This window comes from Petralouisia muris (genome assembly GCF_004793545.1).
Taxonomy (GTDB): domain Bacteria; phylum Bacillota; class Clostridia; order Lachnospirales; family Lachnospiraceae; genus Petralouisia; species Petralouisia muris.
Genome location: NZ_SRYA01000064.1, coordinates 1 through 24906 on the forward strand (window position 1 = coordinate 1; position 24906 = coordinate 24906).

21 protein-coding genes and 4 pseudogenes are annotated in these 24906 nt (G+C 46.9%); 15 read left to right on the forward strand and 10 right to left on the reverse strand.

The window, feature by feature from the left end:
* Nucleotides 1-663, forward strand: a 663-nt coding sequence (locus E5329_RS22005; RefSeq protein ID WP_275443607.1) for an IS91 family transposase, incomplete at its 5' end; no start/stop codon positions are given.
* A 170-nt stretch (nt 664-833) separates the two neighbouring features.
* Here the strand turns inward: E5329_RS22005 and E5329_RS22010 are convergent.
* The 7 genes and pseudogenes from E5329_RS22010 to E5329_RS22040 all read right to left on the reverse strand — a co-directional run bounded on the left by E5329_RS22010 (nt 834) and on the right by E5329_RS22040 (nt 5139).
* Nucleotides 834-1013 (reverse strand): helix-turn-helix domain-containing protein, encoded by a 180-nt coding sequence (locus E5329_RS22010; RefSeq protein ID WP_135991489.1) that lies wholly within the window; start codon nt 1011-1013, stop codon nt 834-836.
* Nucleotides 977-1279 (reverse strand): annotated as a pseudogene (locus E5329_RS22015) (RNA polymerase sigma factor); the annotation flags it as partial. The gene E5329_RS22010 and the pseudogene E5329_RS22015, both read right to left, overlap by 37 nt.
* A 171-nt stretch (nt 1280-1450) precedes the next feature.
* Entirely contained in the window at nt 1451-2041 is a 591-nt protein-coding gene (locus E5329_RS22020; protein ID WP_135991474.1) for an ATP-dependent Clp protease proteolytic subunit, read from the reverse strand.
* Nucleotides 2038-2454 carry a helix-turn-helix domain-containing protein gene (locus E5329_RS22025; protein ID WP_135991490.1) on the reverse strand — a complete coding sequence of 139 codons (417 nt, stop codon included), beginning with the start codon at nt 2452-2454 and terminating at the stop codon, nt 2038-2040. The genes E5329_RS22020 and E5329_RS22025 overlap by 4 nt, the downstream gene beginning before the upstream one ends.
* Nucleotides 2455-2668: 214 nt before the next feature.
* Nucleotides 2669-2805: pseudogene (locus tag E5329_RS22030) on the reverse strand (Maff2 family mobile element protein).
* A gap of 36 nt (nt 2806-2841) precedes the next feature.
* Nucleotides 2842-3546 (reverse strand): annotated as a pseudogene (locus E5329_RS22035) (IS110 family transposase); the annotation flags it as partial.
* A 399-nt stretch (nt 3547-3945) separates the two neighbouring features.
* Nucleotides 3946-5139 (reverse strand): helix-turn-helix transcriptional regulator, encoded by a 1194-nt coding sequence (locus E5329_RS22040; protein ID WP_135991475.1) that lies wholly within the window; start codon nt 5137-5139, stop codon nt 3946-3948.
* Between the two features lie 291 nt (nt 5140-5430).
* On the opposite strand from E5329_RS22040, the gene E5329_RS22045 reads away from it, so the two are divergent.
* The 12 genes from E5329_RS22045 to E5329_RS22100 all read left to right on the forward strand — a co-directional run bounded on the left by E5329_RS22045 (nt 5431) and on the right by E5329_RS22100 (nt 21841).
* Nucleotides 5431-5640, forward strand: coding sequence for a hypothetical protein (locus tag E5329_RS22045; protein WP_135991476.1), 210 nt, complete (start codon nt 5431-5433; stop codon nt 5638-5640).
* A 9-nt stretch (nt 5641-5649) separates the two neighbouring features.
* Nucleotides 5650-6177: a glycoside hydrolase family 2 TIM barrel-domain containing protein gene (locus tag E5329_RS22050; protein ID WP_135991477.1), complete on the forward strand. Its 528-nt coding sequence runs from the start codon at nt 5650-5652 to the stop codon at nt 6175-6177.
* Between the two features lie 112 nt (nt 6178-6289).
* Nucleotides 6290-6418, forward strand: coding sequence for a hypothetical protein (locus E5329_RS30925; RefSeq protein ID WP_275443611.1), 129 nt, complete (start codon nt 6290-6292; stop codon nt 6416-6418).
* A gap of 312 nt (nt 6419-6730) precedes the next feature.
* Nucleotides 6731-8212: an MFS transporter gene (locus E5329_RS22055; RefSeq protein WP_135991478.1), complete on the forward strand. Its 1482-nt coding sequence runs from the start codon at nt 6731-6733 to the stop codon at nt 8210-8212.
* 26 nt (nt 8213-8238) lie between these two features.
* On the forward strand, nt 8239-8652 hold the full coding sequence (locus E5329_RS22060; RefSeq protein WP_135991479.1) for a hypothetical protein: 414 nt from the start codon (nt 8239-8241) through the stop codon (nt 8650-8652).
* A gap of 25 nt (nt 8653-8677) precedes the next feature.
* A complete protein-coding gene (locus E5329_RS22065) occupies nt 8678-9676 on the forward strand; it encodes a hypothetical protein (protein WP_135991480.1) in 999 nt (332 codons plus the stop codon).
* 48 nt (nt 9677-9724) lie between these two features.
* Nucleotides 9725-12271 (forward strand): glycoside hydrolase family 3 protein, encoded by a 2547-nt coding sequence (locus E5329_RS22070; protein WP_135991481.1) that lies wholly within the window; start codon nt 9725-9727, stop codon nt 12269-12271.
* Nucleotides 12272-12953: 682 nt separating this feature from the next.
* Nucleotides 12954-15179, forward strand: a complete 2226-nt coding sequence (locus tag E5329_RS22080) for a glycoside hydrolase family 2 protein (RefSeq protein WP_135991482.1) — start codon at nt 12954-12956, stop codon at nt 15177-15179.
* Nucleotides 15180-15190: 11 nt separating this feature from the next.
* Nucleotides 15191-16498 carry a glycoside hydrolase family 1 protein gene (locus E5329_RS22085; RefSeq protein WP_135991483.1) on the forward strand — a complete coding sequence of 436 codons (1308 nt, stop codon included), beginning with the start codon at nt 15191-15193 and terminating at the stop codon, nt 16496-16498.
* A 112-nt stretch (nt 16499-16610) separates the two neighbouring features.
* Nucleotides 16611-17471, forward strand: a complete 861-nt coding sequence (locus E5329_RS22090; RefSeq protein ID WP_135991484.1) for a sugar phosphate isomerase/epimerase family protein — start codon at nt 16611-16613, stop codon at nt 17469-17471.
* Between the two features lie 21 nt (nt 17472-17492).
* The gene (locus tag E5329_RS22095; protein ID WP_135991485.1) at nt 17493-19310 is read left to right on the forward strand and encodes a family 43 glycosylhydrolase; all 1818 of its coding nucleotides are present in this window, start codon (nt 17493-17495) and stop codon (nt 19308-19310) included.
* Nucleotides 19307-21841 (forward strand): family 78 glycoside hydrolase catalytic domain, encoded by a 2535-nt coding sequence (locus E5329_RS22100; RefSeq protein WP_135991486.1) that lies wholly within the window; start codon nt 19307-19309, stop codon nt 21839-21841. The genes E5329_RS22095 and E5329_RS22100 overlap by 4 nt, the downstream gene beginning before the upstream one ends.
* A gap of 74 nt (nt 21842-21915) precedes the next feature.
* Here E5329_RS22100 and E5329_RS22105 read toward each other — a convergent pair whose 3' ends face one another.
* Nucleotides 21916-22476: a TetR/AcrR family transcriptional regulator gene (locus E5329_RS22105; RefSeq protein WP_135991487.1), complete on the reverse strand. Its 561-nt coding sequence runs from the start codon at nt 22474-22476 to the stop codon at nt 21916-21918.
* A 200-nt stretch (nt 22477-22676) separates the two neighbouring features.
* Here E5329_RS22105 and E5329_RS22110 point away from each other — a divergent pair, with 200 nt between their 5' ends.
* Together E5329_RS22110 and E5329_RS22115 are read left to right on the forward strand one after the other, a co-directional pair.
* Complete coding sequence (locus E5329_RS22110) at nt 22677-23684, forward strand: NAD-dependent epimerase/dehydratase family protein (protein ID WP_135991488.1); 1008 nt, start codon at nt 22677-22679, stop codon at nt 23682-23684.
* A 258-nt stretch (nt 23685-23942) separates the two neighbouring features.
* On the forward strand, nt 23943-24227 hold the full coding sequence (locus E5329_RS22115) for an SDR family NAD(P)-dependent oxidoreductase (RefSeq protein WP_275443613.1): 285 nt from the start codon (nt 23943-23945) through the stop codon (nt 24225-24227).
* Nucleotides 24228-24257: 30 nt separating this feature from the next.
* On the opposite strand, the pseudogene E5329_RS32650 reads toward E5329_RS22115, so the two are convergent.
* Both E5329_RS32650 and E5329_RS22125 read right to left on the reverse strand, forming a co-directional pair.
* Nucleotides 24258-24656 (reverse strand): annotated as a pseudogene (locus tag E5329_RS32650) (recombinase family protein); the annotation flags it as partial.
* Between the two features lie 8 nt (nt 24657-24664).
* Nucleotides 24665-24906: recombinase family protein (locus E5329_RS22125; RefSeq protein ID WP_275443612.1), on the reverse strand; the 242-nt coding region annotated here is incomplete at its 5' end.

Sequence of the window (24906 nt, forward strand, 5' to 3'; positions counted from 1 at the left end):
AACCACTGGAAGGATAACGGTGAGGATTTTTTTCTCCCTGTCAAAGTCCTTTCCAGGGTTTTTCGGGGCAAGTATCTTGCCGGGCTAAAACAGCTATGGGCGGATGGAAAGCTGGAGTTCTATGGAACAGCGGAACCTTACAAAAATCATTATGCTTTCAAACAGCTTTTGGACGCGTGCTATGCCAAAGAATGGATTCCTTATTGCAAGAAGCCATTTCGTGGTGCGGAGTCTGTTATCAAATATCTTGGTAAATACACTCACAGAATTGCCATGAGCAACTACCGCATAAAGGGTATGACGGATTCCACGGTTACATTTACTGTGAAGGATTACAAAAACCATGGGCAGTGGAAGGAACTCACACTTTCCGGGGAGGAATTCATCAGGAGATTTCTGATGCATGTCCCTCCCAAGCGTTTTGTGCGGATTCGGCATTACGGTCTGCTTTCTTCCCGGAATAAAAACAGCAAGATTACACTATGCCGCAACCTGCTTGGCTGTAAGAAATACATTTCCAGGCTTAAGGGTCTTGATGCGCCCGCCATTATCAAGCTGCTCTATAACAAAGATGTCTGCAAATGCTCATCCTGCGGAGGGGACATCATTCCCCTGCCATCTGGCAGGTATTACATAAGACCTGAGCCACACTTATTATGTTGAATACCAGTAGCTGAATATTAAAAAAAGCTTCCTATGGGGGCTTATTCGTGGTGCGCTGGAAATGATTTAAAAAAATTTCTCTCTATATGCACAGGTACCCAACATACTGTTTTGCAAAGAGCGTCAAAATTGAAAGCCCATATGCAGCGGCTACCCGAACGCGCCTTTGTTCAACCAGGAAAAATCGAAACTGATGCAAACGAAAGGGCAGTGACAAGCCGCTGTTTTATGCTGTCCTTGGTATCCCTGTCTATATGCCCGTTTTCAATGGCGGCGATTCGGATTCGTTTGCTGTAATGCCGTAAAACCTCGTCTACGGCTTCCGGCTTCCCGCTAGTCGCCCGGACAATCGTTTCATAGGGAAAAGGTTCGGATTCCCATGTGAAAGCACCTCCATTTCTTTATGCAGGAGTTGCAAAGTCCTGCGGATTTGATACCCGGTCGTACTCCGACAGCGTCTGTACATTTCCCCGATTTCCCGCTGTGTATAATGCCCGAAAAAGTAAAGGAAAATGATTTCCCGGTTTTTCTCCGGCAGAGATAACAGGGCGGCGGCAAGTTCCACATTTGTGAGGATAACTGTCTGATCGCATACCGTAATGTGGCGTTCCTTGTATGCTTCTGTGCAAGGCATAGATGATTCTCCCTTTCTCCCACATGGGGCGGTGCATGGTTTACGGTTGCATTTATGATTCAGAGAGCTGCAAGAGTTTAAATTGTTGCCCTTTGAAATCAAATAGGATTTGACAATGACGGTCGTTTCATTCACATATAAAAAGCTAACATTTCAACGCTTATCTATGATTTTATCAATTAACCCAAAATCCATTGCCTCTGTTGCTGACATATAATTATCACGCTCTGTTGCAAGGGCAATTTCCTCAATGCTTTTTCCAGTATTCCCTGCTAAAATAGAGTTTAGGCGTTCTTTGCTTTTTTGTATATGGTCGGATGTTATTTTTATATCTGTTGCCTGTCCCTGAATGCCATTTCCGTGAATTGCTGGTTGGTGTATCATTATTTCTGCGTTTGGCAAAGCGATACGTTTTCCTTTCGTTCCGCCAGCTAATAAAAAAGCTCCAAAGCTGGCGGCAAGACCAATACAAATAGTTGAAACATCACATTTTATATATTGCATTGTATCATAAATAGCAAAACCGGCTGATACAGAACCTCCGGGACTGTTTATATATAACTGTACATCTTTTTCGGGGTCTTGTGCTTCTAAAAACAACATTTGAGCAATAATCAGACTGGCTGACATATCGCTTACTTCTTCCCCCAAAAAAACAATTCTATCGGATAGTAACCGTGAGAAAATATCATAACTTCTTTCACCACGGCTTGTCTGTTCAATAACATAAGGTATCGTACTCATGCAGCAATCTCCTTAATTCGTGTAATAAATTTGTAACTAGAGACATAAGAATAACACATAGAAATTCTGTTTTGTTTTGGCATAAAGATTCCAATATCCCTATAAATTTTAGGTGGATATAAATATATTTGTTTAAAAGCAAACGAAAATGACTGTTGTGTATCATATCCAGCTTCATACGCAATTTGCATTATTGGCTTATCTGTTTTTACCAGCTTTTCAGCAGCAACAGTGAGCCTGCGGTTTTGTAAATATTTATACATGGTAACTCCTGTATACTCTGTAAAAATGCGATTAAGATAGAATTTGGAATAACCAATATTTTTTGATATATTATCTAAGTTGATTTCTTTCTCTAAATTCTTCTCAATATAATCTATGACTTTTTTTACAACTTCTTTTTGGTCTTTCATCATATATCCTCCTTGCGTTCTTATCTATTATAGCAAGTTTAAATATACGTGTCTTAATAAAAAATGCTATTTTGGTACCAAATTTTAAAATTTATATTCTTTGATATGAGGAATGAGAGGGATTCCATAATGCTTGTTTTTTGGTCTTTGATTTCTTTGGTTCGGAATAGTGTGGTGCTGGCGGTCTGTTTCTTGTTTTCGGTTGCTTGCTTCTTTACCGTACATGAGCATTTGCACCCGGATTATCATTGCCATAGCCTTCCAGAAGGTTAATGACGCCCATATGCCCATGCCTGCTTCGATTGCTGTTACGACTGTCTTTAATCCTGTAAACACCGAATAAAGTGATATTTACAGTAGAATTGTTCTGTAGATTGGGATTGTTATTAAGGAATCATAATGCTTCATTAGAATCTTCAAAAACGATTTTTGATGCTCCGACAGAGTTCCGTTTACAGACATAAGAATTTCATCTATACGGTTTCTTGTCTTTGTTTTCAGGCAGGAGCCTAAAGCATCCCGGTCGATCCGGCTATGCTCCATTAAATGCAGGATGATATTCCTGCCAGAAGCGCCAAAAATATCGGAAATGAAGGAGGACAATCGGAAACCGGAGCTTTGTAAAAACTTTTCAGCCCTGTTCTTCTGGGATGTGATGTCACGGATGACGCTCTTACGGTAACGGTTTAAATCGCGGAATTCACGGATTCTTTTTTCGGGAATAAAGCTGCCGTTCAGGAGCCCGGCCTGCAGGAGGGTGGATATCCATTCAGAATCCCGCATGTCTGTCTTTTTGCCGGGAACGTTCTTCATATGTCGGGCATTAACAACCAGCAGAGTAATATCACCAGAGAAAGCATCCTCCAATATTTCGTAAATGGGCATCCAGTAAATGCCGGTGCTTTCCATGGCAACATGGCGGCAGTTTTGAGAAACAATCCAGTCCCGTAAGGCAATCATATCAGGGATCAGGGTAGTGAATTCACGGATTTCAGAGTGTGTCGGTTTACCCAAAGGGCCAGTCAGGATACATGCAACAATTTTTTCTTTGTGGACATCCAGACCACAGGAAATTTCCAGAAGGTCTTTCATGCAGAGCATCTCCTTTGTAATAGAATTGGCAGGAGATTAGCCCGAGATAATGCGGACTTTGCTACTCGTGCTATCCATAAAAGGCGCGACAATATGCTGTGCTCAAGGGCAAAATATTTACGTTGAAAAACGGGGTGCAAATCCTCCAAAGTGCGATCAAACTTATTCCTGCCTGAGACTATTATAAACCAAGGGAGCCAAAACAGTAGTGGAGCAGTCCCCCATTAGCGCATGAGATAGGTTTATTTTTATAGGAACTTTTTCGGAATCTGAAATTTCCGGCTACGCACGTTCCTGATGCATGAGCAAATTTTTATAGGAACTTTTTGTAGACGGGTATCCACACTTTTAATGGTTTTAGGAAAATGTTCCCATAAGAATTTTGTTCAAGTTACAGATTCAGAAAACTGTGGATGCCCTATATTCTGATGGTGTATTCCCCATTACCTTCTTGAATACTTTCACAAAATAATTATTGTCCGTATAACCGACATAGCTGCTGATTTCCTGGACAGGCAGGTTTGTCTCTCTAAGCATTTCGGCAGCCTGGCGGCATCTTAAGTCCGCGATGTATTGTGTTATGGTTCGTCCGGTTTCGTGCTTAAAGATTTTGGTAAGATGGGAGGACGAATAGTCTGATATCTGACACAATATGTCCATGTTAATATTCTGTGTATAATTCAGGGAAAGATATTCCACAACCTTAACAATTGCAGGAGAGTAACCACTGGTATTTATCAGGTGGTCACGTACTGCAGTTGTCAGTTCAATTAACATTTCATAACAATATTGTCCCTGTTTGTTAATGTCGTCAATACCAGAGAGGCGCTGGACAGATTTCTGTGTAATCTGGTCAATCGTGATGATGGACAATCCGCTTTGCTCCGCTGCTTTTCGGGCCAGTGCGCGCAGGATGGAAATGGGGCTTTGATAGACTGGACTGCGGAACAGATCAACAAGGGAAGAGGATCCGTTCTGCATTTCGTCATAAGCCTGAATGATACTTTCAACCTCACCTTTCTCAATTAGTTTTAAAAGGCGGTTTTCTACATGGTAGCGGTGATAGACTGCACTGTAGTCAATGGAATCCTGCCGATACGTTTTCGGTTCCTTCGGTTCTTCCTGAAATCCCAGAAGTCTTCGGTATGTATACTCTTGCAAAAGCGGATCAAAGGATACCATACATGCAGTGACAGTGCGTTGGATTTGATAGGTGCTAAGCAGTGGCATGGCAGTATAGTATAACTTGATAGAAGTTGCATAAGACGCAGGCATTTTGTTTTCAATCAGGATATTTTGCATTTTTTCATCGGAATACTCTGCCCTTACATAAGGTCCAATTAGGAAAATCTTCTTTTTAAATTGAAAGAAAAACAGGCACACATCGAGTTTGTCCACGATTTCATAGAAGGTTGTGTCATTCATGGAACCCAGTAAATAGGAGAGGGAATTAACAGTAAACATCGGCTGCAGAGCTTTCTGGAAACAGCAGGCATCCTCAAAAGCGGCTAGTGTCCTTATATCATTGTCGTGTATTATGACCTCTGCATTTAGGAGATTGTGCAGAAGTTTTCTAAATAATTCTAAATCCATCGTTTTATTACCCTGTGAGATTGCCGTAGGTTATTAGGGACAGTTAACTTTCTATTGTCATATATTCAATTTCAGTATACCATACTCTTTGCTTTTTTCAACGTTGCTTTTTCTAACTGTATTCGGAAAAATATGAAATAAAATGAAAAAATTCTATAAGTGATTAAATATTTCTAATAGTTTTTTGGTTTTAAGATATAATAGAGTTAGCAATAGCGGTTTTATGTATGTGATTAAACAGAAAAGATTTAAAAAGGACAAGAGCCGGGAGGAAGAAGGAGGTATTGTGTTATGCAACGAATTGACTTTAATGAATCATGGGAGTTTTTTAATGGTAAAGATACTATGATTGTAAATCTGCCTCATGATGCTATGCTTTATGAAAATCGTGACCGTACAAATCCATCGAGCGGTGCCGGCGTATATTTTGGTGGAAACAGATATTCTTACAGAAAAAAGTTTCAGATAAATGACTGCGGGGAAAAGAACCTGATCTTGTAGTGCGAGGGTATTTATCAGAATGCCAGCGTGCTAGTGAATGGAAATCAGGCTGCGCAAAGACCTTACGGTTATGTCAATTTTTATACAGATTTGACGCCATATCTGTGTGAAGGAGAAAATGAAATCGAAATCATAGCGGATAATGCAGATACACCGAACGCGAGATATTATTCAGGTGCGGGTATTTATCGTGAAGTTCATCTCCTGACAGCGGGAAATTCTTACATAACGCCGGAGGGCATAAAAATTACCACAAAGAGTCAGGATGCAATCCGCAGTTCCCATAATCCGATTTCAAAGGCTTTTCTGGATGCCTGTGATGAATATGGACTTTATGTGATGGATGAAACATGGGATTACTGGCTTATTTGCAAAAATCCGTATGACCAGGCGAATGAGAGTTTCAAAAGCTGGTGGAAGAGAGATGTTGACTCTATGATTGGAATTGATTTTAACCACCCGTCGGTGATTATGTATTCGATAGGGAACGAGATTTCAGAACTTGGTACGCAGGAAGGGCAGACCCTTTGTGCATAGATTGCAGGGTATGTAAAAGAAAAAGACGCTACACGCGCAGTGACCTGTGGGATTAACCTGATGCCGACAAGCGCCATTTATAATGTAATGATGAACAAAATGGGCGGCATTGTTGATAAAACAGCTGCAACGAAAGGCGCTTATTGCAGTGCGCGCAGGATATAAAGAGGGGGATATCGCGGTTACAGTGAAAGCAGGAGACCTGGAAACCAAGACACTCACGATTCGGGTCAGGATGTGAAAATGTTATTTTATATTAAAAAAATATAAAAAGACAATATAATAGTTCTAAAGATAAGTAATTTTTTCTAACGGTTTTCTCTGTTTTTAAGTATAATACAGTTAGCAATAATAGTTAAGGAACTGTAGAAAATAAGTGACACATCTTGACTTGTCTATTTCTCCCATAGCACAGCACAAAAAGTCTCGTCGTAGCCTTCTATGCCTACGTTTTTTGTACCGCACTCTCGAAGAAATATCCTGCGCAATCTGCATCACTTATTTTCCTGCATTCCTAAGAAGTATACACATGTACAAAAAAGGAGAAAACAAAATGGAAAAAAAAGAGAAACTTACACAGAGCCAGATTGACGGCGTGGAGTACCGCCGCGCGAAATTGTGGCAGATCATTCTGGTCGCTTCCAGCGGCATGGTCAGTATGGGATTTTACTGTCTGATCGGGCTCGCAAACTACTCGGCCAACATTGGCTTTGGGATCGCGACGGTTGCCGTAGGAGGGATTTTGACGTTCACCCGCGTTTTTGATGCGATCACGGATCCATTGCTTGCTTTCATTTATGATAAGGTAAATACACGCTTTGGCAAGGTCCGAATCCTGCTTGTCAGCGGCTGGCTTGTGATGGTTCTCGCAACGTTGCTGATGTACAGCTGGGCGGCTGGCAAAGGGCATGGATTTATCGTCTTTGTGCTGCTGTACATGCTTTATATTATCGGCTATACGCTGTATAATATAACAGGACAGACGTTGTTTGCCCTGATGACAAACGATCCGAAACAGCGGCCGATGGTGGGTGTGTGGAGCACAATTTTTAACTATGTGGTTCCGATTGCCCTGAATATGGTTTACTATGTGGCGCTGATGCCAAAATACGGCGGTTTCAACCTGGAATTTCTGACTGCTGTCTGCTGGGCGACTATCGCGGTATCCGCTGTGGGGCTTGTGACAACGTGTATCGGTATATCGGAGTTCGACAAGCCGGAGAATTTTGTGGGTACGACGGCAAAGAGGGAAAAGCTCAGGATCAAAGACATGGTGGAGGTATTGAAGAACAACCGTCCTTTACAGTGCTATATCGCATCCGGGGCTTCTGACAAGATCGCACAGCAGGTGGCAAGCCAGTCCATCATCAGTACAATGCTTGGAGGGATTGTCATTGGCAATATGTCCATCTCCACGACTCTGAGCACGGTGAGTATCATCCCTTCCATTCTTTTTGCCGTGGTGGGGGCAAAATATGCCGGGAAGCATGGCAATAAGAAGACTATTATTACATGGACCTATATGTGTATTTATGTGACCTGCGCAATGATTCTTTTCTTTGTTTTCTTACATATTGGTGGAAGTACGCGCAGTATTTCAACAGCCCTGCCGCTTATGGCAATCTATGTAATTCTGACGCTGGCGCTAAACGGTACGAAGATGTGCGTGACCACCGGCAATAATGCTTTCATGGCGGATGTTATTGATTATGAGTTGGATCGTGGAGACAAATACATTCCGGCAGTGGTATCCGGCGTCTATAGTCTGATTGACAAGCTGGTATCTTCTGCGGGCGCACTGATCGCGACCGGTGCGGTGGCGCTGATTGGCTATACAGAGACCATGCCACAGCCTACAGATGAGCTGACGGGCGGCATTTTCTGGATGACCCTGGCACTGATGTATGGTTTTCCGCTGCTCGGATGGGTAATCACCCTGATCGCCATGAAGTATTGCTCTTTGGATAAAGAAGAGATGGTGGAGGTCCAGAAGCGCATAGCGGATAAGAAAGCGGCCGCATTGAAAGAAAGATAGGCAAATGGGAAAAGGGAAAAAAGTCCATGATAATTGAGAGCAGGGAGTTTGGGCGCATCGAAGTGTCAGATATTCCATTGCCGGAGGGAATTGACGCTGACGCAAACGGAACATATACATACGCAGGCAGGGTGCTTGCCGCGGTCAGGGTGCGGGAGAAAGACAGGGACTGGTACCGGGTCTTTACGATGGAAGATGACGGGACAAAAGTTTGCGAACTGTTTGACGGGATTATACGTGAGAAAAAAGGTGCAAACGGCATCCGCTGGATGTGCTATGCGGATAACAAAAGGATACTGCTGGGAGACTATGTGCTGGAATGCATGTCCGATCTGGATCATTGTATGTCCTCAAAACTGGTGGATGTCGTGCTGCCAAAAGAAGTCGCAGAGATTCCCGGCGTCCTTATGCGGTGGTCGGAACCTAGAGCCCGATCCTGAAAACGAAGGTTTTTACCGCAGGAATGTGCAGCGTGGCGGGGAGGTTAAGCAGTTTGTGCGAGGCGGGCGGGGAATCACGCTTGCGGGCGGCGGACGGAGTATCAGCGAAAGCACCCTGCAGATGCTGGACAGCGAAGCGTTCTGCCAGATTACAGATACGCTGGGTTATGAGGAAACTGCGATTTTTTCCCCGGATGAACGGTATGCCATATGTATGTCGCCAAGATTTTCACCAGAAACGGACTGCGGTGTACTGGGTGTGGTTCCGCTGTATAACGATATTGCAACACGGGGCAGATACCTCAATGCATTGTACCAGTATGCGGTTGCCGGTGTTCGCTTTAGGCGGGCTGGAAATATTGGCTCTGTACTGATTGATACAGTGCGTTCCATGAAGGGAGGCCGGGCGTATGAGAGTGTCAATCTGAGCGATCCTGATGGGAAGTGGGTTTACTATTCACCGATGAGCTGGCATCCTGACAGCACCCGTGCAATGTGGAATGAGAGCACCAGACTCTGCGAGGGAAATGTGAAAAGCAGGCTGCGCCAGTGCCGTCTGCTGGACAGGGAGCCCTCTGCGCCGGTGCCGGTTTTCAGGACGCCGGACAGAAAGGAAATACCATATGCCATGCCTGTCTCGTGTGCAGGAAAGCAAGCAAAGCCCAAACTACCCTTGAAAATCAAAGGGATAGGGGGTGGAGTTGTGACTAATGCCTGCACGGATGCCGATACATATGAAACGCTGTATGAAAATTACAGTGAGGACGGCAGGACATTTTATAACGGATGGATCAGGGTAAAAGCTCCTGAAAATATGTTTATGCCGGGAGAGACAGTGATTGAGAGTGATATCCGTGTAACGGGTAAACATACAGGCAGAATGAACCTGCGTATCGCATTGCAGTCGGATGAGCAGTTCCAAGTCTGCCTGGACAGAAGTCTGGATGAGAAAGGGGAGCCCAGGAGCGCTGGTTTTGCAGAGTATGACGGAATCAGAAGAAATGTGGCGGATATGGCAGACTGACAGTTATGAAAGTTGTTTTTTATTTTTCAGAAAGGAGAAGTCAGGATTATGGTAAGAATCACGGACGAAACAATGCAGCCCTTTGAGAAGGAGCATATTGATGCGGTCAGGAAGGCTGCACCGGAGTGCACGCTGTTCCTGAAAAGAGACGGCACTCTGCCATTAGACGCACCCTGCCGGGTGGCATTGTACGGAAGCGGTGCAAGGAAGACTATTAAGGGCGGAACCGGTTCAGGAGATGTAAATGTGCGCCATTTTGTAACAATAGAAGAAGGACTTCAAAAAGCAGGATTTGAGATTACGACAAAAAAATGGCTGGATGAGTATGATGCGCTTCTTGTCAGCAGGCGTGCAGAATTTGTGAGACAGGTAAAGGAAGAGGCAAGGCAGCTCGGAATAAACCCTGTAATGTACTGCATGGGGAAGGCTATGCCGGAACCGGGGTATGAGTTTGCACTGGACGCCGGAGGTGAGATGGCAGTATATGCGCTTGCCAGAATCTCCGGGGAAGGTGCGGATCGTGCCATGGTGGCGGGTGATATCAGTCTGTCAGAGACAGAGATCCAGGATATCCTGGCATTGAATAAAAAATATGAAAAGTTTGTCCTTGTGCTTAATGTGGGCGGCATGGTGGATCTGGAACCTGTGAAGGATGTGAAAAATATCCTTCTGCTAGGGCAGCTCGGAACACCGACGGGGGACGTCCTTGCAGACTTGCTGCTTGGAAAGAGTTATCCTTCCGGCAAACTTGCCATGACATGGGCGCCGATCGGGAAATATGCGTCCACGAAAGGATTTGGTGACATGGATGACACACTTTACACAGAGGGCATTTATGTGGGATACCGCTATTTTGACACAGTTCATGAAAAGCCAGATTTTCCGTTTGGCTATGGGCTGTCCTACACGAATTTTGAGATGGCAGTAAAGGATACTGTCGTGGAAACGGGAAAAATTACCGTGACGGTGGAGGTCAGAAACACAGGGACATTTGCCGGAAAAGAAACGGTACAGGTATATTACTCCGCACCGGCAGGGAAGTTGGATAAGCCCTATCAGGAGCTTGCCGCCTTTGGCAAGACGAAGGAACTGCGCCCGGGGGAATGTGCGAATGTAACGCTTGGATTTAATATAGTGGATATGGCGTCCTATGATACAGAATTATCGTCTTACATATTAGAAGGTGGAAAATATATAATACGCGTCGGAAATTCATCTGAAGATGCGGTTCCCTGCTGTAAGGTAGTCCTGGACGAAACTGCGGTAATCAGAAAAGTGAAAAATATCTGTCCGGGATGTACTTTCAAGGATTTTGTTCCGGAAACGGAGACGGACGCGGCATCTGAAACTGTAAAAGACAGAAGTATGGCAGACATACCGGTTCATCGGATTTGGGCGAAAGATATGCCACAGGAGATTGTGGTTTATGATGAAATGCCCCGTGAGCAGGCAGGAAATGCGTGTACATGGGAGGATGTAAAGAACGGAAGAAGTACAATCGATGAATTTGTGGGCTCACTAAATGAAAAACAGCTTGCATACCTCAGTATCGGTCTGTTTGAGGATCATGCAGGGATGGGGTCCATTGTCGGCGCCGCGGCGCAGTCTGTGGCAGGTGCGGCTGGTGAGAGCAGCCAGCGGTTACAGGATTTAGGAGTGCCATCGCTTGTGATGGCGGACGGACCCGCGGGGCTGAGACTCTGTACAAAATATAAAGTCGTGGACGGAAAGGCAAAGGGTGTTGACAGCCCACTTGCAGGGTTTACGGACTTTCTGGACGCAGAGCAGCTCAGACAGATGGCGGCGATGGCGCCCAGACCGAGCGAGGAAGAACTTGCCGCACCGCTCAATTATATGTACTGTACGGCCATTCCGATTGGAACGGCGCTTGCACAGTCCTTCAGCGAGGAAGTGTGCAGGATGTGCGGTGACATCGTGGGGGATGAGATGGAAAAGTTTGGCATCCATCTCTGGCTTGCGCCAGCCATGAACATACAACGTTCCCCGTTGTGCGGACGGAATTTTGAGTATTATTCAGAAGACCCGCTGGTGAGCGGCCGTCTGGCGGCTGCAGTGACCAAAAGCGTACAGGCACATAAGGGCTGTGGTGTCACGGTGAAGCATTTTGCACTGAATAATCAGGAGACAAATCGCACGGCGTCCAACAGTATTGTCAGCGAGAGGGCAATCCGGGAGATTTATTTAAGGGGATTTGAAATCTGTGTACGGGAGGCACAGCCCCATACACTTATGAGTTCTTACAATCTGGTGAATGGCGAACATACCTGTAACAGCAGGGATCTCCAGACGCATGTACTAAGGAATGAATGGGGATTTGAGGGCATGGTAATGACGGACTGGTATGCGGCTGGCAGTACCATGCTGGGCATCAACAAAGGGGAAAGTAAGCATCCGGCAGGTTCGTCCGCAGGTTGTATTCATGCAGGAAATGACCTTGTCATGCCAGGTATGCAGGCAGATCTGGATGATATGATGGATGCGCTGTCCAATCCGGAGCATGCGTATCCGATCACCAAAGCACAGCTGCAGGTGACGGCGAAGAGAGTGTTGGAGATGGTGTTAAAACTGACGTGACAGCGCATGGTAGAAAATACAGCGCGGGATATTATAAAACCTGAATCCGTGAGCCTTGCCACAAATTATTTCCTGTAATTCCATATAATTACGGCGCTTATACGTTATTTTACCGGATTGATTTTTTCACCCGCCAGGTGAAAAAATCAGAGCATTTTGTTTTGCTTATGGTATACTGGAATCAGAAAAAATACTTAGTTCCGGAGGTCGCCATGAGAAAAATATTTCCGTTGAATTCACAAATGAACGCATTATCCCAAGCGGCGGGCTTGCTGTTGTCGGTGCAATCCTCGGCAAAGGAAATCCCTGTCTGAAACGGACGGTAAAACGCCGCAGGCGCAGGACGGCAATCAATAACCTGGCCAACATGGCGCGCCACATAACGGAACACGCGCGAAAACTGGTTATAGGACTGGGAAAGAGCAATGTCTGGCGGGAAGCATTCCAATATGTACACTATGCCTTAGAAGATTTTGTCCTGTAGGGCATCCAACAACAGAATATCTGAACCGCGGGTTTCTGTATAAAGGAACTCCTGCAAATCATGCCATTTTTGCAGGATTATTGGGTATTGCTTTGCAAAAAACAAACAATGCGCTTTCATTTACATCAAACAGTTTTCTCCAAAATAGTTTTGCGGTTAGGCTTACGGATTCAGGTAAAGGGTAAAGGAGCAGTGAAAATGGCAAGAATTGTTAATAAGATAAACGAACAATGGGAGTTCGAGAAACAGGGGAAGACAACAGATATCAGTCTTCCGCACACATGGAACGCAGAGGACGGGCAGACAGGACCAGAACTGTACTTCCGCGGCATCTGCACTTACCGCAAGCATCTGAAGAAGCCGGAACTGGCGTCGGGACAGCAGGTTTATATTGAGTTCCGAGGCGTCAATTCTTCGGCAGATGTCCGTATGAACGGAAAAGAGCTTGCGCATCATGATGGAGGGTACTCCACTTTCCGGGTTAATATTACGGACGCAATGGAAGAGGACAACACGCTGGAAGTTCTGGTGGACAATGCGCCGAATACAAAAGTTTATCCGCAGAGGGCGGACTTTACGTTCTATGGAGGCATTTATCGTGATGTCTATATGATTATTGCAGACCAGTCGCATTTTGATCTGGATTATTATGGCGGAAGCGGATTCCGGATCACGCCGGAGGTAAACGGGGAAAGTGCGGTGGTCAGCTTCGACACATATTCTGTGGGGGAGGCCGAGAAGATTGTTGTCTCCATCGCGGGAGTTGGGGAGACAGAGCTTGCACTGGAAACCGCTGACGGGAAAACATATGGAAAAGGCAGCATTGATATAGCAAATGTGCATCGGTGGGACGGCGTGGACGACCCGTATTTGTATGAGGTGACGGCAGTGCTGTACCGCGGCGGCGAGGCGGTGGACGCGGTCACGGATCGCTTCGGGTGCAGAGAATTTCGTTTTGATGCGAAGGAGGGCTTTTTTCTGAATGGAAGGCGATATCCGCTGCACGGCGTTTCACGTCATCAGGACAGGCTTGGCGTGGGAAATGCGCTCACGCGCGAAATGCATGAGGAGGACATGGAGCTGATTCTCTCCATGGGCGCCAACTCCATACGTTTGGCACACTACCAGCATGACCAGTATTTTTATGATTTGTGCGATGAGAAGGGAATCGTCGCATGGGCGGAGATTCCATATATCACAATCCATATGGATACCGGCAGGGAGAACACGATCCGGCAGATGAAGGAACTGATCACGCAGAACTACAACCATGCATCGATTGTATGCTGGGCGCTCTCAAATGAGATTTCACTCCAGGGCGTGACGGAGGATTTAATAGAAAACCACAGGATTCTGAATGATCTGGTGCATGAAATGGACAGGACGAGGGTTTCCGCGATGGCAAACCTGTTTCTTCTTGAGACAGACAGCCCGCTGGTTTCGCTCCCGGATATCCGCGGCTATAACCTGTATTATGGCTGGTATGTCGGGGAGATGGAGGACAATGACGCGTTTTTTGATGATTTTCACCAGAAATATCCGAATACGGCAATCGGATTAACCGAGTACGGGGCGGATTCCGTCATCACGCTGCAGTCGCCAAAACCGGAAAAAGGCGACTACACGGAGAGCTATCAGGCGGTTTATCATGAGCATATGCTGGAAATGTTTGCAGCAAGACCGTACCTGTGGGGGACATATGTGTGGAATATGTTTGAGTTTGCAGCCGCAGGAAGGGACGAGGCCGGCGATCCGGGCAAGAACCACAAGGGGCTTGTCACATTTGACCGCAGACAGAAGAAGGATGCTTTCTATATATATAAGGCATGGTGGAGCGCGGAGAAGTTTGTCCATCTGTGTGGTAGACGGTATCATGACAGGGTGGAGGAAACGACGGAGATTAAGGTGTATTCCAATCTGGAAAAGATTGCGCTGTATGTGGACGACAAATTCTTTGCGGAGCAGGAGGGGCAGCATGTATTCAGGTTCCAGGTGCCGATTGATGGTGCGCACAGGATCAAAGCGATGGGCAGATGTGAGGACACTGCCTTTGAGGACTGCATGGAGATTGCAAAAGTGGACGCGCCGAACCCTTCGTATTTTATGTCGCTTGACAAGGTGCGCAATTGGTTTGACGCGCCTGAGGACAACGGGGAGGATAAAGAAGGATATCTTTCCATTAACAGTACGATGGCGGAGATTCAGGCGACCGAGCAGGGCGCCGCACTGCTTGCGGGCATGATGAGCCAGATGACAGGAAAGACAGCAGGAGGAATGGGCGAAGGCGTAGAAATACCGGAGGCAATGCAGAAGATGGTAGCCAGACAGCCGTTAAAGAAACTATTACAACAGGGCGGAATGGATCTGGAGCCGGAAAAGCTTCAGCAGCTCAACGCAGCATTGAATCAGATACCAAAGAATTAAGGAGGATCAGTATGAGCAAATTTTCAAGTGATTTTCTGATAGGCGCTGCTACAGCGGCGCACCAGGTGGAAGGAAATAACATCCACAGCGATTACTGGGCGATGGAGCACATGGCGCACAGCACGTTCAACGAGCCATCGTTGGATGCAGTGGATCATTATAACAGATATGAGGAAGACATTAAACTGATGGCGCAGGCGGGGCTTTCTGCATACCGTTTTTCAATCGAGTGGGCGCGCATTGAGCCGGAGGAGGGAAAGTTTGATGAGACAGCGATTGCACATTACAGGAGTGTGCTTGAGTGCTGTCATGCAAACCATATCACCCCGATTGTGACAATGATGCATTTCACATCGCCAGTCTGGGTGATCCAAAATGGCGGCTGGGAAAATGAGCGCACAGTTGATGCGTTTGCGCGTTATTGCGGATATGTAGTGGAACGGCTAGGTGACCTGATGGGTTATGTGGTCACGATCAACGAGGCAAACATGGGTCTCCAGGTGGCGGCGATTGAGGAGCGTTACAGGAGGCAGATGATGGCAAAGATGAGCCAGATGCAGGCGCAGGGGCTGGAAGGCGCAGCACAGATTGGTATGAATTTCAATACCATGATGGAGAACATGCAGCTGCAGAAACAGGAGAACAAAGATGTATTCGGAACGGAGGAACCGCAGAATTTCGTTTCGGGGAGAACCGCTGAGGGGGACATCCTCGTCATGCGGGCGCACCAGGCGGCGAAAAAGGCAATGAAGGCAGCAAAGCCGGAGCTTAAGATCGGACTGTCGCTTTCCCTGCACGATATTCAGGCGGCAGAGGGCGGTGAGGAAAATGCACTGCATGAGTGGGATGAGGAGTTTTCCCATTATGTTCCCTATATTCTGGACGATGATTTCTTCGGCCTGCAGAATTATACGAGATCTATTATTGGTGTGGACGGCATCAAGCCAGTACCGCAGGGGGCGGAAACGACGCAGATGGATTATGAATTTTATCCGGAGGCGTTGGAGCATGTCATCAGGCGCGTTTCCAGGGAATTTGGTGCAATCGGGAAAGAAATGCCTGTCATGGTTACGGAGAACGGTATCGCGACGGAGGATGACACAAGGCGAGTGACATTTATCGGACGGGCAACGGACGGTGTTGCTGCGTGCATGCGGGACGGGATTCCGGTTCTTGGATATATGTACTGGTCGCTGATGGATAATTTTGAATGGCAGAAAGGCTTTTCTATGAAATTCGGATTGATTGCGGTTGACCGTGCGACGCAGGAGCGCATGCCGAAACCAAGTCTGGAATTCCTGGGGAAACAAAAACATTAAGAAACAAAAACATTAAGAAACACTAAGGCAGCAAAGGACGAAGCCTAAGAGTTTCTTAATGTTTTATAATATACATTCTTCAGAAGATCAGAGAATCAAGGAGTGTGGGAATATGGCGAAAAAAGCGGTACAGCAGATTATGCTGGGAACGGTCACAAAAAATGAAGCACAGACAAGGGAAACGCTGAAGGCAATTAAGGCTGCCGGTTATGACGGGATCGAGTTGAACGGGTTTATGATCAGGCAAACGTCTTTTCTGGTGCGGGCAATGACAAAGGCTGCCGGTATGCCAGTCGGAAAGGGCGGAAACTATGACTGGAACGGACTGCTGCGCGACGCAGGCCTTATAGTGGTAAGTGTTCATGAGGACCTTGGAAGCATCAAACGCGATCCGGATGCAGTGATTGCGGAAGCTCAGAAATTTGGTACGGATAAGGTCGTGATCACTGGTATGTACCGGTTTGACTATTCTGACCGCGAAGCGGTCAAGGCGCTTGCCAGTGACTTGAATACATCTGGCGAAATTCTGAAAAAAGCGGGAATACAGCTTCTCTACCACAATCATAACTGTGAATTTCGGAAAGTGGATAAAAAAATGACGGCATATGATTATATCATAGAAAATACAGATGACATATGTGTCAGTTTTGAGCTGGATTCCTACTGGCCAACGGAGGCAGGAGTGTCTGCACTTGTACTGATGAAAAAGCTTGGCACACGCATGAAACTCTATCATATCAATGATAGAGGGACGCGCGTGTCAGGTCCGTCCATGACACCGATCCTCAAATCCGACAGCATGGAACTTGGCTATGGAAACATGGATTTGGAGAGCTTGATCAGACAGGCGTTGTCGGTCAATGTCGATGCTGTAATACTCGAGAGCCACAAAAACTGGGTGGACAAATCACCAATTAAGTCACTACAGATGAGTGCGGAATTTTTAAATCGTTTTATAACAGATATCAAATAAAAAAGGTATAGGAGGAAGGTTATGAAATATTATTGCAATCCAATCAATGTTCCTTATCGCTATCAATTTAATATGGATCCAAGATCAAACGGAAAACTGCAGATTGACAGGGAGGCGGCAGATCCGTCCATGATCTTGTTTCAGGGAAAGTATTATATGTTCGTATCAATGAACCTGAGTGTGTGGGTGTCCGAGGATATGGCGCACTGGGAGGCGCACAGGCTGCCTGAAAACCTGCCATTGTATGACTATGCCCCGGACGTGCGCGTGGTCGGGGAGTACGTGTATTTTTCCGCTTCCAAAAAGGGCGAAGTCTGCAATTTTTACCGTACAAAGGACATTATCAACGGACCATATGAGGAGATTCCGGGGACATTTGACTTCTGGGACCCGAACCTCTTCTGTGACGACGATGGCAGAATCTATTTTTACTGGGGCTGTTCAAACATCACACCGCTGTGGGGCGTGGAGCTGGAACCGGAAACCATGCAGCCGAAGACAGAGCGGATCGTGCTGATCGAGGGGGACGGTTACGAGAGAGGCTATGAGCGCATGGGTGTGGATAACTGCGAGTTTCCACGTAGTGAGGCGGAAGTAGAGCAGATGTTCCAGGGCTTTCTGAAGCAGAGCGGTACGCCTGTGGAGCAGCTTTCCCAGCAGTATATTCCGCAAATCAGGGGTATGTTCACACGCAGGCCCTTTATCGAGGGTCCGTGGATGGACAAGCATGACGGGAAGTATTATCTGCAGTACGCATGTCCCGGCGCAGAGTACAATGTTTACGCGGATGGAGTCTATGTGGGGGATACGCCGCTCGGACCGTTTACACTGGCAGCGAACAATCCATATTCATATCACCCGGGCGGTTTTATGCCGGGCGCGGGGCACGGCTCCACGATGCGGGACAGAAACGGAAATCTCTGGCACACATCAACCATGCGTATCAGCGTCAACCACCAGTTTGAGCGTCGCGTGGGAATCTGGCCTGCAGGTTTTGACAGGGACGGTGAGCTTTTCTGCAACCAGAATTACGGTGACTGGCCGGTGGCGGTGGATGAGAACGGCTGTGACGCATGGCGTGAACCGCAGTGGTATCTGCTGAATTACAAAAAGCCTGTGACAGTGTCCTCCTGTGCGGAGGGCAGCGAACCGGGCATGGCGGTAAATGAGGATGCAAAGACGTGGTGGCGGGCGGCTTCTGCGGAGCGCGGACAATGGCTTGCTGTCGATCTGGAGAAAGTGATGGACGTCCGGGCAATTCAGATCAATTTTGCGGATGACCGGCTTCCGATCGCGTCTCCGGGAAAAATACAGGGTTCAGCTACACAGCCAAGGTATATCGAGGAACGTGATTTGATTACCCGGTGGATTCTGGAAGGATCGCTGGACGGAAAGGAATATTTTGTGCTCGAGGATAAGTCGGAAGCCATGACAGACCTGCCGCACGATTTTATTGTCAGGGAGGATGGCATCAGGGTGCGCCATGTGAAACTGACAATCTTACAGATTCCTTATGATGTGCCACCGTGCATTTCCGGCCTGAGGATTTTTGGCATCGGTGGCGGCGGGAAGCCGCAAATTCCGGAATACAGCATGCACAGAAGTGACGACCGGCTGGATTTGCTGGTGGACATCGAAAATACAGGGGATTCCACAGGTTATAACATTTTATGGGGACATGCGGAGGATAAGCTTTACCACAGCTATCAGGTTTATAAGGACGATGGTGCGCAGACACACAAAAGAATTGGTGCACTGGTGAAAGGGCAGGATTATTTTGTGCGTGTTGATGCATTTAATGAGAATGGGATTACCCATGGAAAGGTGACAAGATTATGAGAGCCATCAATTTAAAGACGGAGCATCTGACAGACCCTATCGGGATTGATATCGCAAAGCCGTACCTGTCATGGACGTGTGAGGACGGAATCACACAGACGGCTTATGAAATAGAGGCTTGGGAGAACGAGAACTTATTGTGGGGCAGCGGCAAAGTTTCCGGTTCGCAGATGCATGCCGTTTTGGAAAAAGAGCTGCAGAGCAGACAGCGCGTTAGCTGGCGGGTGCGTCTCTGGGACGAGACGGGACGTAAGGGCGAGTGGAGTGTGCCTGCCCTCTTTGAGACAGGTATCATGGATAAAGCGCTTTTCAAGGCGGCATGGATTAATCCGGAACTTGTCTGCGACCTGGAAGTCCACAAGCCTGCAAGCTATCTGAAAAAGAGTTTTCAAGCCACAAAGGGAAAGGTGGCAAGGCTTTACATTACCTGCCACGGACTGTACGAGGCATATATCAACGGAAAGCGCGTTGGTGAATTTGTGCTTGCTCCTGGCTGTTATAACTATGACCGGAAAGTGGCATATCAGACGTATGATGTCACGGATCTGATTCAGGATGGGGAGAATCTGGCAGAGGTTATTCTCGGGGACGGCTGGTACCGGAGTGTGTCGGGGGTTGACGGGGATCGCAATCTCTACGGTACGGGAGTGGCGCTGTTCTTCCAGCTGGAAATCGACAAAAATGTCGTATGTGTTTCTGACGGGAGCTGGACTGCGTCGCAGTCAGGTCCGATTCGCGAGAATGATATGCAGCAGGGCGAGGTGGTTGATGCCCGGATGGAGGAGATTGAGGATTATCATGAAGTCAGGGTTGAGGATTTCGGGGTGGAAACCCTGGCCTGTTCCAACTGCATGCCTGTAGCAGAGATGGAGTGTTTCACAGGGAAATGTATCACGACGCCAAATGGGGAAACAGTCATTGATTATGGGCAGAACATGGCGGGGTATATCTCATTTCGCTTAAAAGCGCACGCAGGGCAGAAAATTGTGCTGACACATGGCGAGACCCTGGACGAGAACGGCAATTTTACACAGGAGAACTTCCAGGATCGCGAACGCCACAAGGAGGGTGGCACCAGGCAGCAAGTGGTTTATACCTGCAAGGAAGGGTTCAATGAATACAAGGCAAAGTTTACAATCTGGGGATTCCGTTACGCGAAAGTGGAGACGAACATTGACCTCCATGATGCAGAGTTTACTGCGATTGCAGTATATTCAAAAATGCAGGAGTTGGGAACATTCAATTGCTCCAACGCCGATGTGAATCAGCTGGTGCACAACAGTATCTGGAGCCAGAAGTCCAATTTCTGCGATGTGCCGACAGACTGTCCTACGAGGGAGCGTGCGGCGTGGACTGGCGATATGGGTGTCTTTGCGGCGGCAGGGCTGTACCTGGAGGACTGTTATCCGGTTATCCGCAAATGGCTGGCGGAATGCCGCCTGACGCAGCATGAGGACGGAAAATTGAGCAATATTTCCCCGAGAAACAATAATCCGAGCTTTTTCTCAGGACTGCTTGCTGGTTCTGTGGGCTGGGGCGACGCGTGCATCATTGTGCCGTATGTGCTTTACCAGCGGTACGGGGACGTGCAGATTCTGGAAGAAAATTATGCGATGATGCAGAAGTGGTATACCTTTCTGGAAGGGCGTGCGAAGAACAATCCGGAGGACGCTGCTGAATTTATGAAGCAGAATCCATACCGCGATTATACCGTCGAGACAGGGGTTGATTATGGCGAGTGGTGTGAGCCGGATGTTGACAGCACATCAGCGATGCGGACACCGCAGCAAAAGGTTGCTACCGCATATTTTGCGCGCTCCGGACAGATGCTTGCGGAGATTGCACAGATTCTGGAAAAAGCGGAGGATGCCAGGCATTACTGCACAATGGCGGAAAATGCAGGGAAAGCCTTCCGTTATATTGCGGTGCAGGATGGCAGGATTCACTCCGACCGGCAGGCGGAATATGTGCGTGCGATCACATTTGAACTGCTGACGGCAGAAGAGAAAAAGCAGGCAGCGGACGACCTGAACCGTCTGGTGCAGCAGAACGATTACCATCTCAATACAGGATTTCTTTCGACACCGCAGCTATGCGCGGTACTCGCGGATTATGGGTATGTAGAAACAGCGTATAAGCTGTTACTCCAGGACACAATGCCAGGATGGCTCTACCAGGTGAAAAAAGGCGCTACGACCATCTGGGAGACATGGGACGGAATCAACGAGAAAGGTGTTCCCGCTGCATCCTTAAACCACTATTCCAAGGGGGCGGTCACTGGCTGGCTGTTTGAGGGCGTGTGTGGTATCCATCTCGTGGGCGGCAAGATTGAGATAAAGCCGCAGCCATGTAATATGCTGGATTACGCAAAGGCTGTGTACCATTCGCCAGTGGGGGATATCGAGAGTGGCTGGCGCTGCGAGGGTGGAAAGTTTTCATATGAGTTTGTCATTCCGGCGAATACAAGTGCGGACATTATTCTTCCGGATGGACGGAAAGAGCACGTTTCAGCCGGGAGGCATTGTCTTTGATAGTCCTTCCGATTGATGCAGGCTTTGCGGCATACTCAGGGGTATGAGCAGCCGACAAATAACACGAAGGTTTGTCAGTTTGACAAGCCTTTTGTTATCTGTTCGGAAAATGTAATGATGTAATCCGCAATTTCCTCCGGGGGTTCCTGCATTCCGTTTTGCAGCCACCATTGAATTATACTGCTGCATCCGCCCGCTAAAAATGCAAAACTGGCATTTTTTTTCGCGATAGGGCAGCTGCTTTCCGGCATTGATCCAAGCCATTGTCCTATATAGAGTAAACAACACTCCGATAACTTTTGGATAAATTGTTGTTCACTCATAGGAGTAATTATTGATTGGATAAGCTGGCTTTTGCTGCGCAGTGTGTTCAGTATGGCAATTACTGCGGCATGTGCACCAGTAGCTTCGATGGTGGCCAGCATTTTTTCGAATTCCTGAATACCTTCTGTCTCAATTTTTTCTAATAGATCGTAACAGTCCTGATAATGTTTATAAAAAGTTCCGCGATTAATCTTGGCCTTGTCACAGATTTCTTTTACTGTGATTTTCGATATGGGCTTATCCTTCAATAGATCCAGAAAAGTCTCCTGAATGATCTTGCGTGTAAATCGCACGCGGGCATCAGTTTTCATGTCTTTGTTCCTTTCTTCAACAGACTAAAATAATTTGTCTTTTATCTAGCAGATGTTGTAAGATTGTTTCTTGATTTGCCACTGTGATTTCCAGTATAATGCAAATATCAGAAAAAATCAACAGATGTACTATATTTAATCATTTGTACATTAATTGTGCAATTTTAAAATATGGAGAAAAATTATGGAGGACGAAACGGATGAATACTTTGTATCTGATTACTGGTGCGGCTGGTTATCTTGGTGGAGAGGTCTGCCGTCAGATGGTGACGCGTGGGATGAAAGCCAGGGCACTGGTTTTGCAGAACGATAAAATGAAATGTTATATTCCTGATGAAATTGAGTGTTACGAGGGTGATCTCTGCGACAAAAATTCATTGGAAAAATTTTTTGAGGTTCCGTCTCAGACAGAAACGATTGTTATGCACTGTGCAAGTATGGTGGCGCTGGGAGAGGAACGCCGGGAGCTGGTTATGAATGTCAATGTCAAAGGAACCATGAATATTATCGACTGCTGTCTGCAGCGTCCGGAATGTAAGAAACTTGTCTACGTGGGCAGTACCGGCACGATTCCTGAACTGTCACATGGGCAGAAAATGACGGAACCGGAACGTTTCGATGAGACAAAGGTTGTCGGCGTGTATGGGCAGTCCAAGGCAATTGCCAGCCAATGTGTGCTGGACGCGGTGCGGGAACGGGGATTGAATGCCTGCATTGTAATGCCAAGCGGTATTCTTGGACCAGGGGATTATGCAATAGGGCCTGTAACAAAGGGAATGTTGATGCAGCTGCATGGAGAAACACGGATTGGAGTCGCAGGGACATTTAACCTCTGTGATGTCCGTGATCTGGCAAACGGCTTGTTTCTTGCCGCAGAGAAAGGAAAAGCTGGTGAAAGCTATATCCTTGCAAACGAGGTGGTAAGTTATCCCGAATTTGCAGCGCTGTCTGCACAGGAAGGGAATTGTAAGAAGCCTTTGATTTATTTATCGCGCCGGATTGCAACGATTGCTGCAATAATTTTAGAAATACCTGCAAAGATAAAAGGAACGACACCGGCCTTGACCAAATATGAAATTTATAATCTTTCGCGCAATAATAATTTTGATTCGTCAAAGGCGAGACGCGAGCTGGGATATACATCGCGTCCTTACCGGGAAACAATTCACGACGAAATTGAATGGCTGCATAAAATTGGAAAGGTTTAAGCTATGCCAGCTAAATAATTTTGTAGATATAGTACATATAGACAACAGTTTTTATGCATTTGCCCATTTTTTTCGACAGATTGGGATAAATTGTTTATTATATATACAAATAACGGAAGATTGATTATTGATTTGTCATTATTTTTTTTGGTGTAATTATGATATTAATAATGTACAGATGTATTTTATCGTATTATCTGTACATTAAATAGGAGGATATGAGTGATGGATTTTAGCAGCGTATAGGGAAAGGTTGCAATTGTTACCGGCGCGAGCCGTGGGATTGGCAGGTCGATTGCAACAATATTTGGAGAACCCGGGGTGAAGGTGGTCTGTGCAGCCCGCAGCCAGGAGCAGGGACAGACTGTGGTTGATGAGATTTGGGCAAATGGCGGGGAGGCTGTTTTTATCCGCACTGACTGCAGCAGTGCCGAGGAGGTTAAGGCGCTGGTGGATGCCGCAGTCAGCCAGTATGGTGGGTTGGACGGCATGGTCAGCATAGGACAGGAACTGCTGAAGCTGTTTCAAAACCAACTGTTTTAATGTGTCCTCTCGGATATAGTGCTGCGTACATTCCTTTGCCCTGCTCGTCCGTTTATACATGGAACAGCGGAAATGTGCATATCCGTTTGCTGTGGCTAGGCTGAGTTTTGCCCCGCAGTCGGCACAATAGAGCAGCCCTGAAAAGATACTTGTCAATCCGCTTTTGGTCGGTCTGCGTTTGTTCGCCCGTATCATCTGAACTTTTTCCCACATATCCCTGTCAATGATGGGGGTATGGGCGGCCTCGATATACGTCCGCCTGTCCTTTGTGGTGGGGATGCGTTTCCTGCTCTTAAAGCCTAAACGGGTGGATTTAAAGCTCTCCGTCACACCGATATACGCCACATTTTCCAGAATGGATGCAATCATGGACGTCTCCCAGTTATAGGGATGTTCCGATTTTTTTGCAACGCCGATTCCCTTTGACACCTTGTAGGCTAGGCTGACGGGGTAAGCACTTTATCTTCCCAGAGGGCTGTGGCAATGGCTGATACGCCTTTTCCCTGTATACAGAGTGAAAATATCCTGCGGACGACTGCCGCGGCTTCCTCGTCCACAAGCCAACGGGTTTTGTCATCTGGATTCCGTAAATATCCGTAGGGCGGTGCGCCCAAATGCTCCCCCGCAAGCCCTTTCGCTTTCTTGACTTCCTTTACCTTTTTGCTCGTGCTTTTGGGAT

Bases quoted from the DNA above. Each gene is read 5' to 3' on its own strand.
- E5329_RS22020 (WP_135991474.1), bottom strand. From the start codon at position 2,041: ATGAGTACGATACCTTATGTTATTGAACAGACAAGCCGTGGTGAAAGA.
- E5329_RS22025 (WP_135991490.1), bottom strand. From the start codon at position 2,454: ATGAAAGACCAAAAAGAAGTTGTAAAAAAAGTCATAGATTATATTGAG.
- E5329_RS22040 (WP_135991475.1), bottom strand. From the start codon at position 5,139: ATGGATTTAGAATTATTTAGAAAACTTCTGCACAATCTCCTAAATGCA.
- E5329_RS22045 (WP_135991476.1), top strand. From the start codon at position 5,431: ATGCAACGAATTGACTTTAATGAATCATGGGAGTTTTTTAATGGTAAA.
- E5329_RS22055 (WP_135991478.1), top strand. From the start codon at position 6,731: ATGGAAAAAAAAGAGAAACTTACACAGAGCCAGATTGACGGCGTGGAG.
- E5329_RS22060 (WP_135991479.1), top strand. From the start codon at position 8,239: ATGATAATTGAGAGCAGGGAGTTTGGGCGCATCGAAGTGTCAGATATT.
- E5329_RS22070 (WP_135991481.1), top strand. From the start codon at position 9,725: ATGGTAAGAATCACGGACGAAACAATGCAGCCCTTTGAGAAGGAGCAT.
- E5329_RS22080 (WP_135991482.1), top strand. From the start codon at position 12,954: ATGGCAAGAATTGTTAATAAGATAAACGAACAATGGGAGTTCGAGAAA.
- E5329_RS22085 (WP_135991483.1), top strand. From the start codon at position 15,191: ATGAGCAAATTTTCAAGTGATTTTCTGATAGGCGCTGCTACAGCGGCG.
- E5329_RS22090 (WP_135991484.1), top strand. From the start codon at position 16,611: ATGGCGAAAAAAGCGGTACAGCAGATTATGCTGGGAACGGTCACAAAA.
- E5329_RS22095 (WP_135991485.1), top strand. From the start codon at position 17,493: ATGAAATATTATTGCAATCCAATCAATGTTCCTTATCGCTATCAATTT.
- E5329_RS22100 (WP_135991486.1), top strand. From the start codon at position 19,307: ATGAGAGCCATCAATTTAAAGACGGAGCATCTGACAGACCCTATCGGG.
- E5329_RS22105 (WP_135991487.1), bottom strand. From the start codon at position 22,476: ATGAAAACTGATGCCCGCGTGCGATTTACACGCAAGATCATTCAGGAG.
- E5329_RS22110 (WP_135991488.1), top strand. From the start codon at position 22,677: ATGAATACTTTGTATCTGATTACTGGTGCGGCTGGTTATCTTGGTGGA.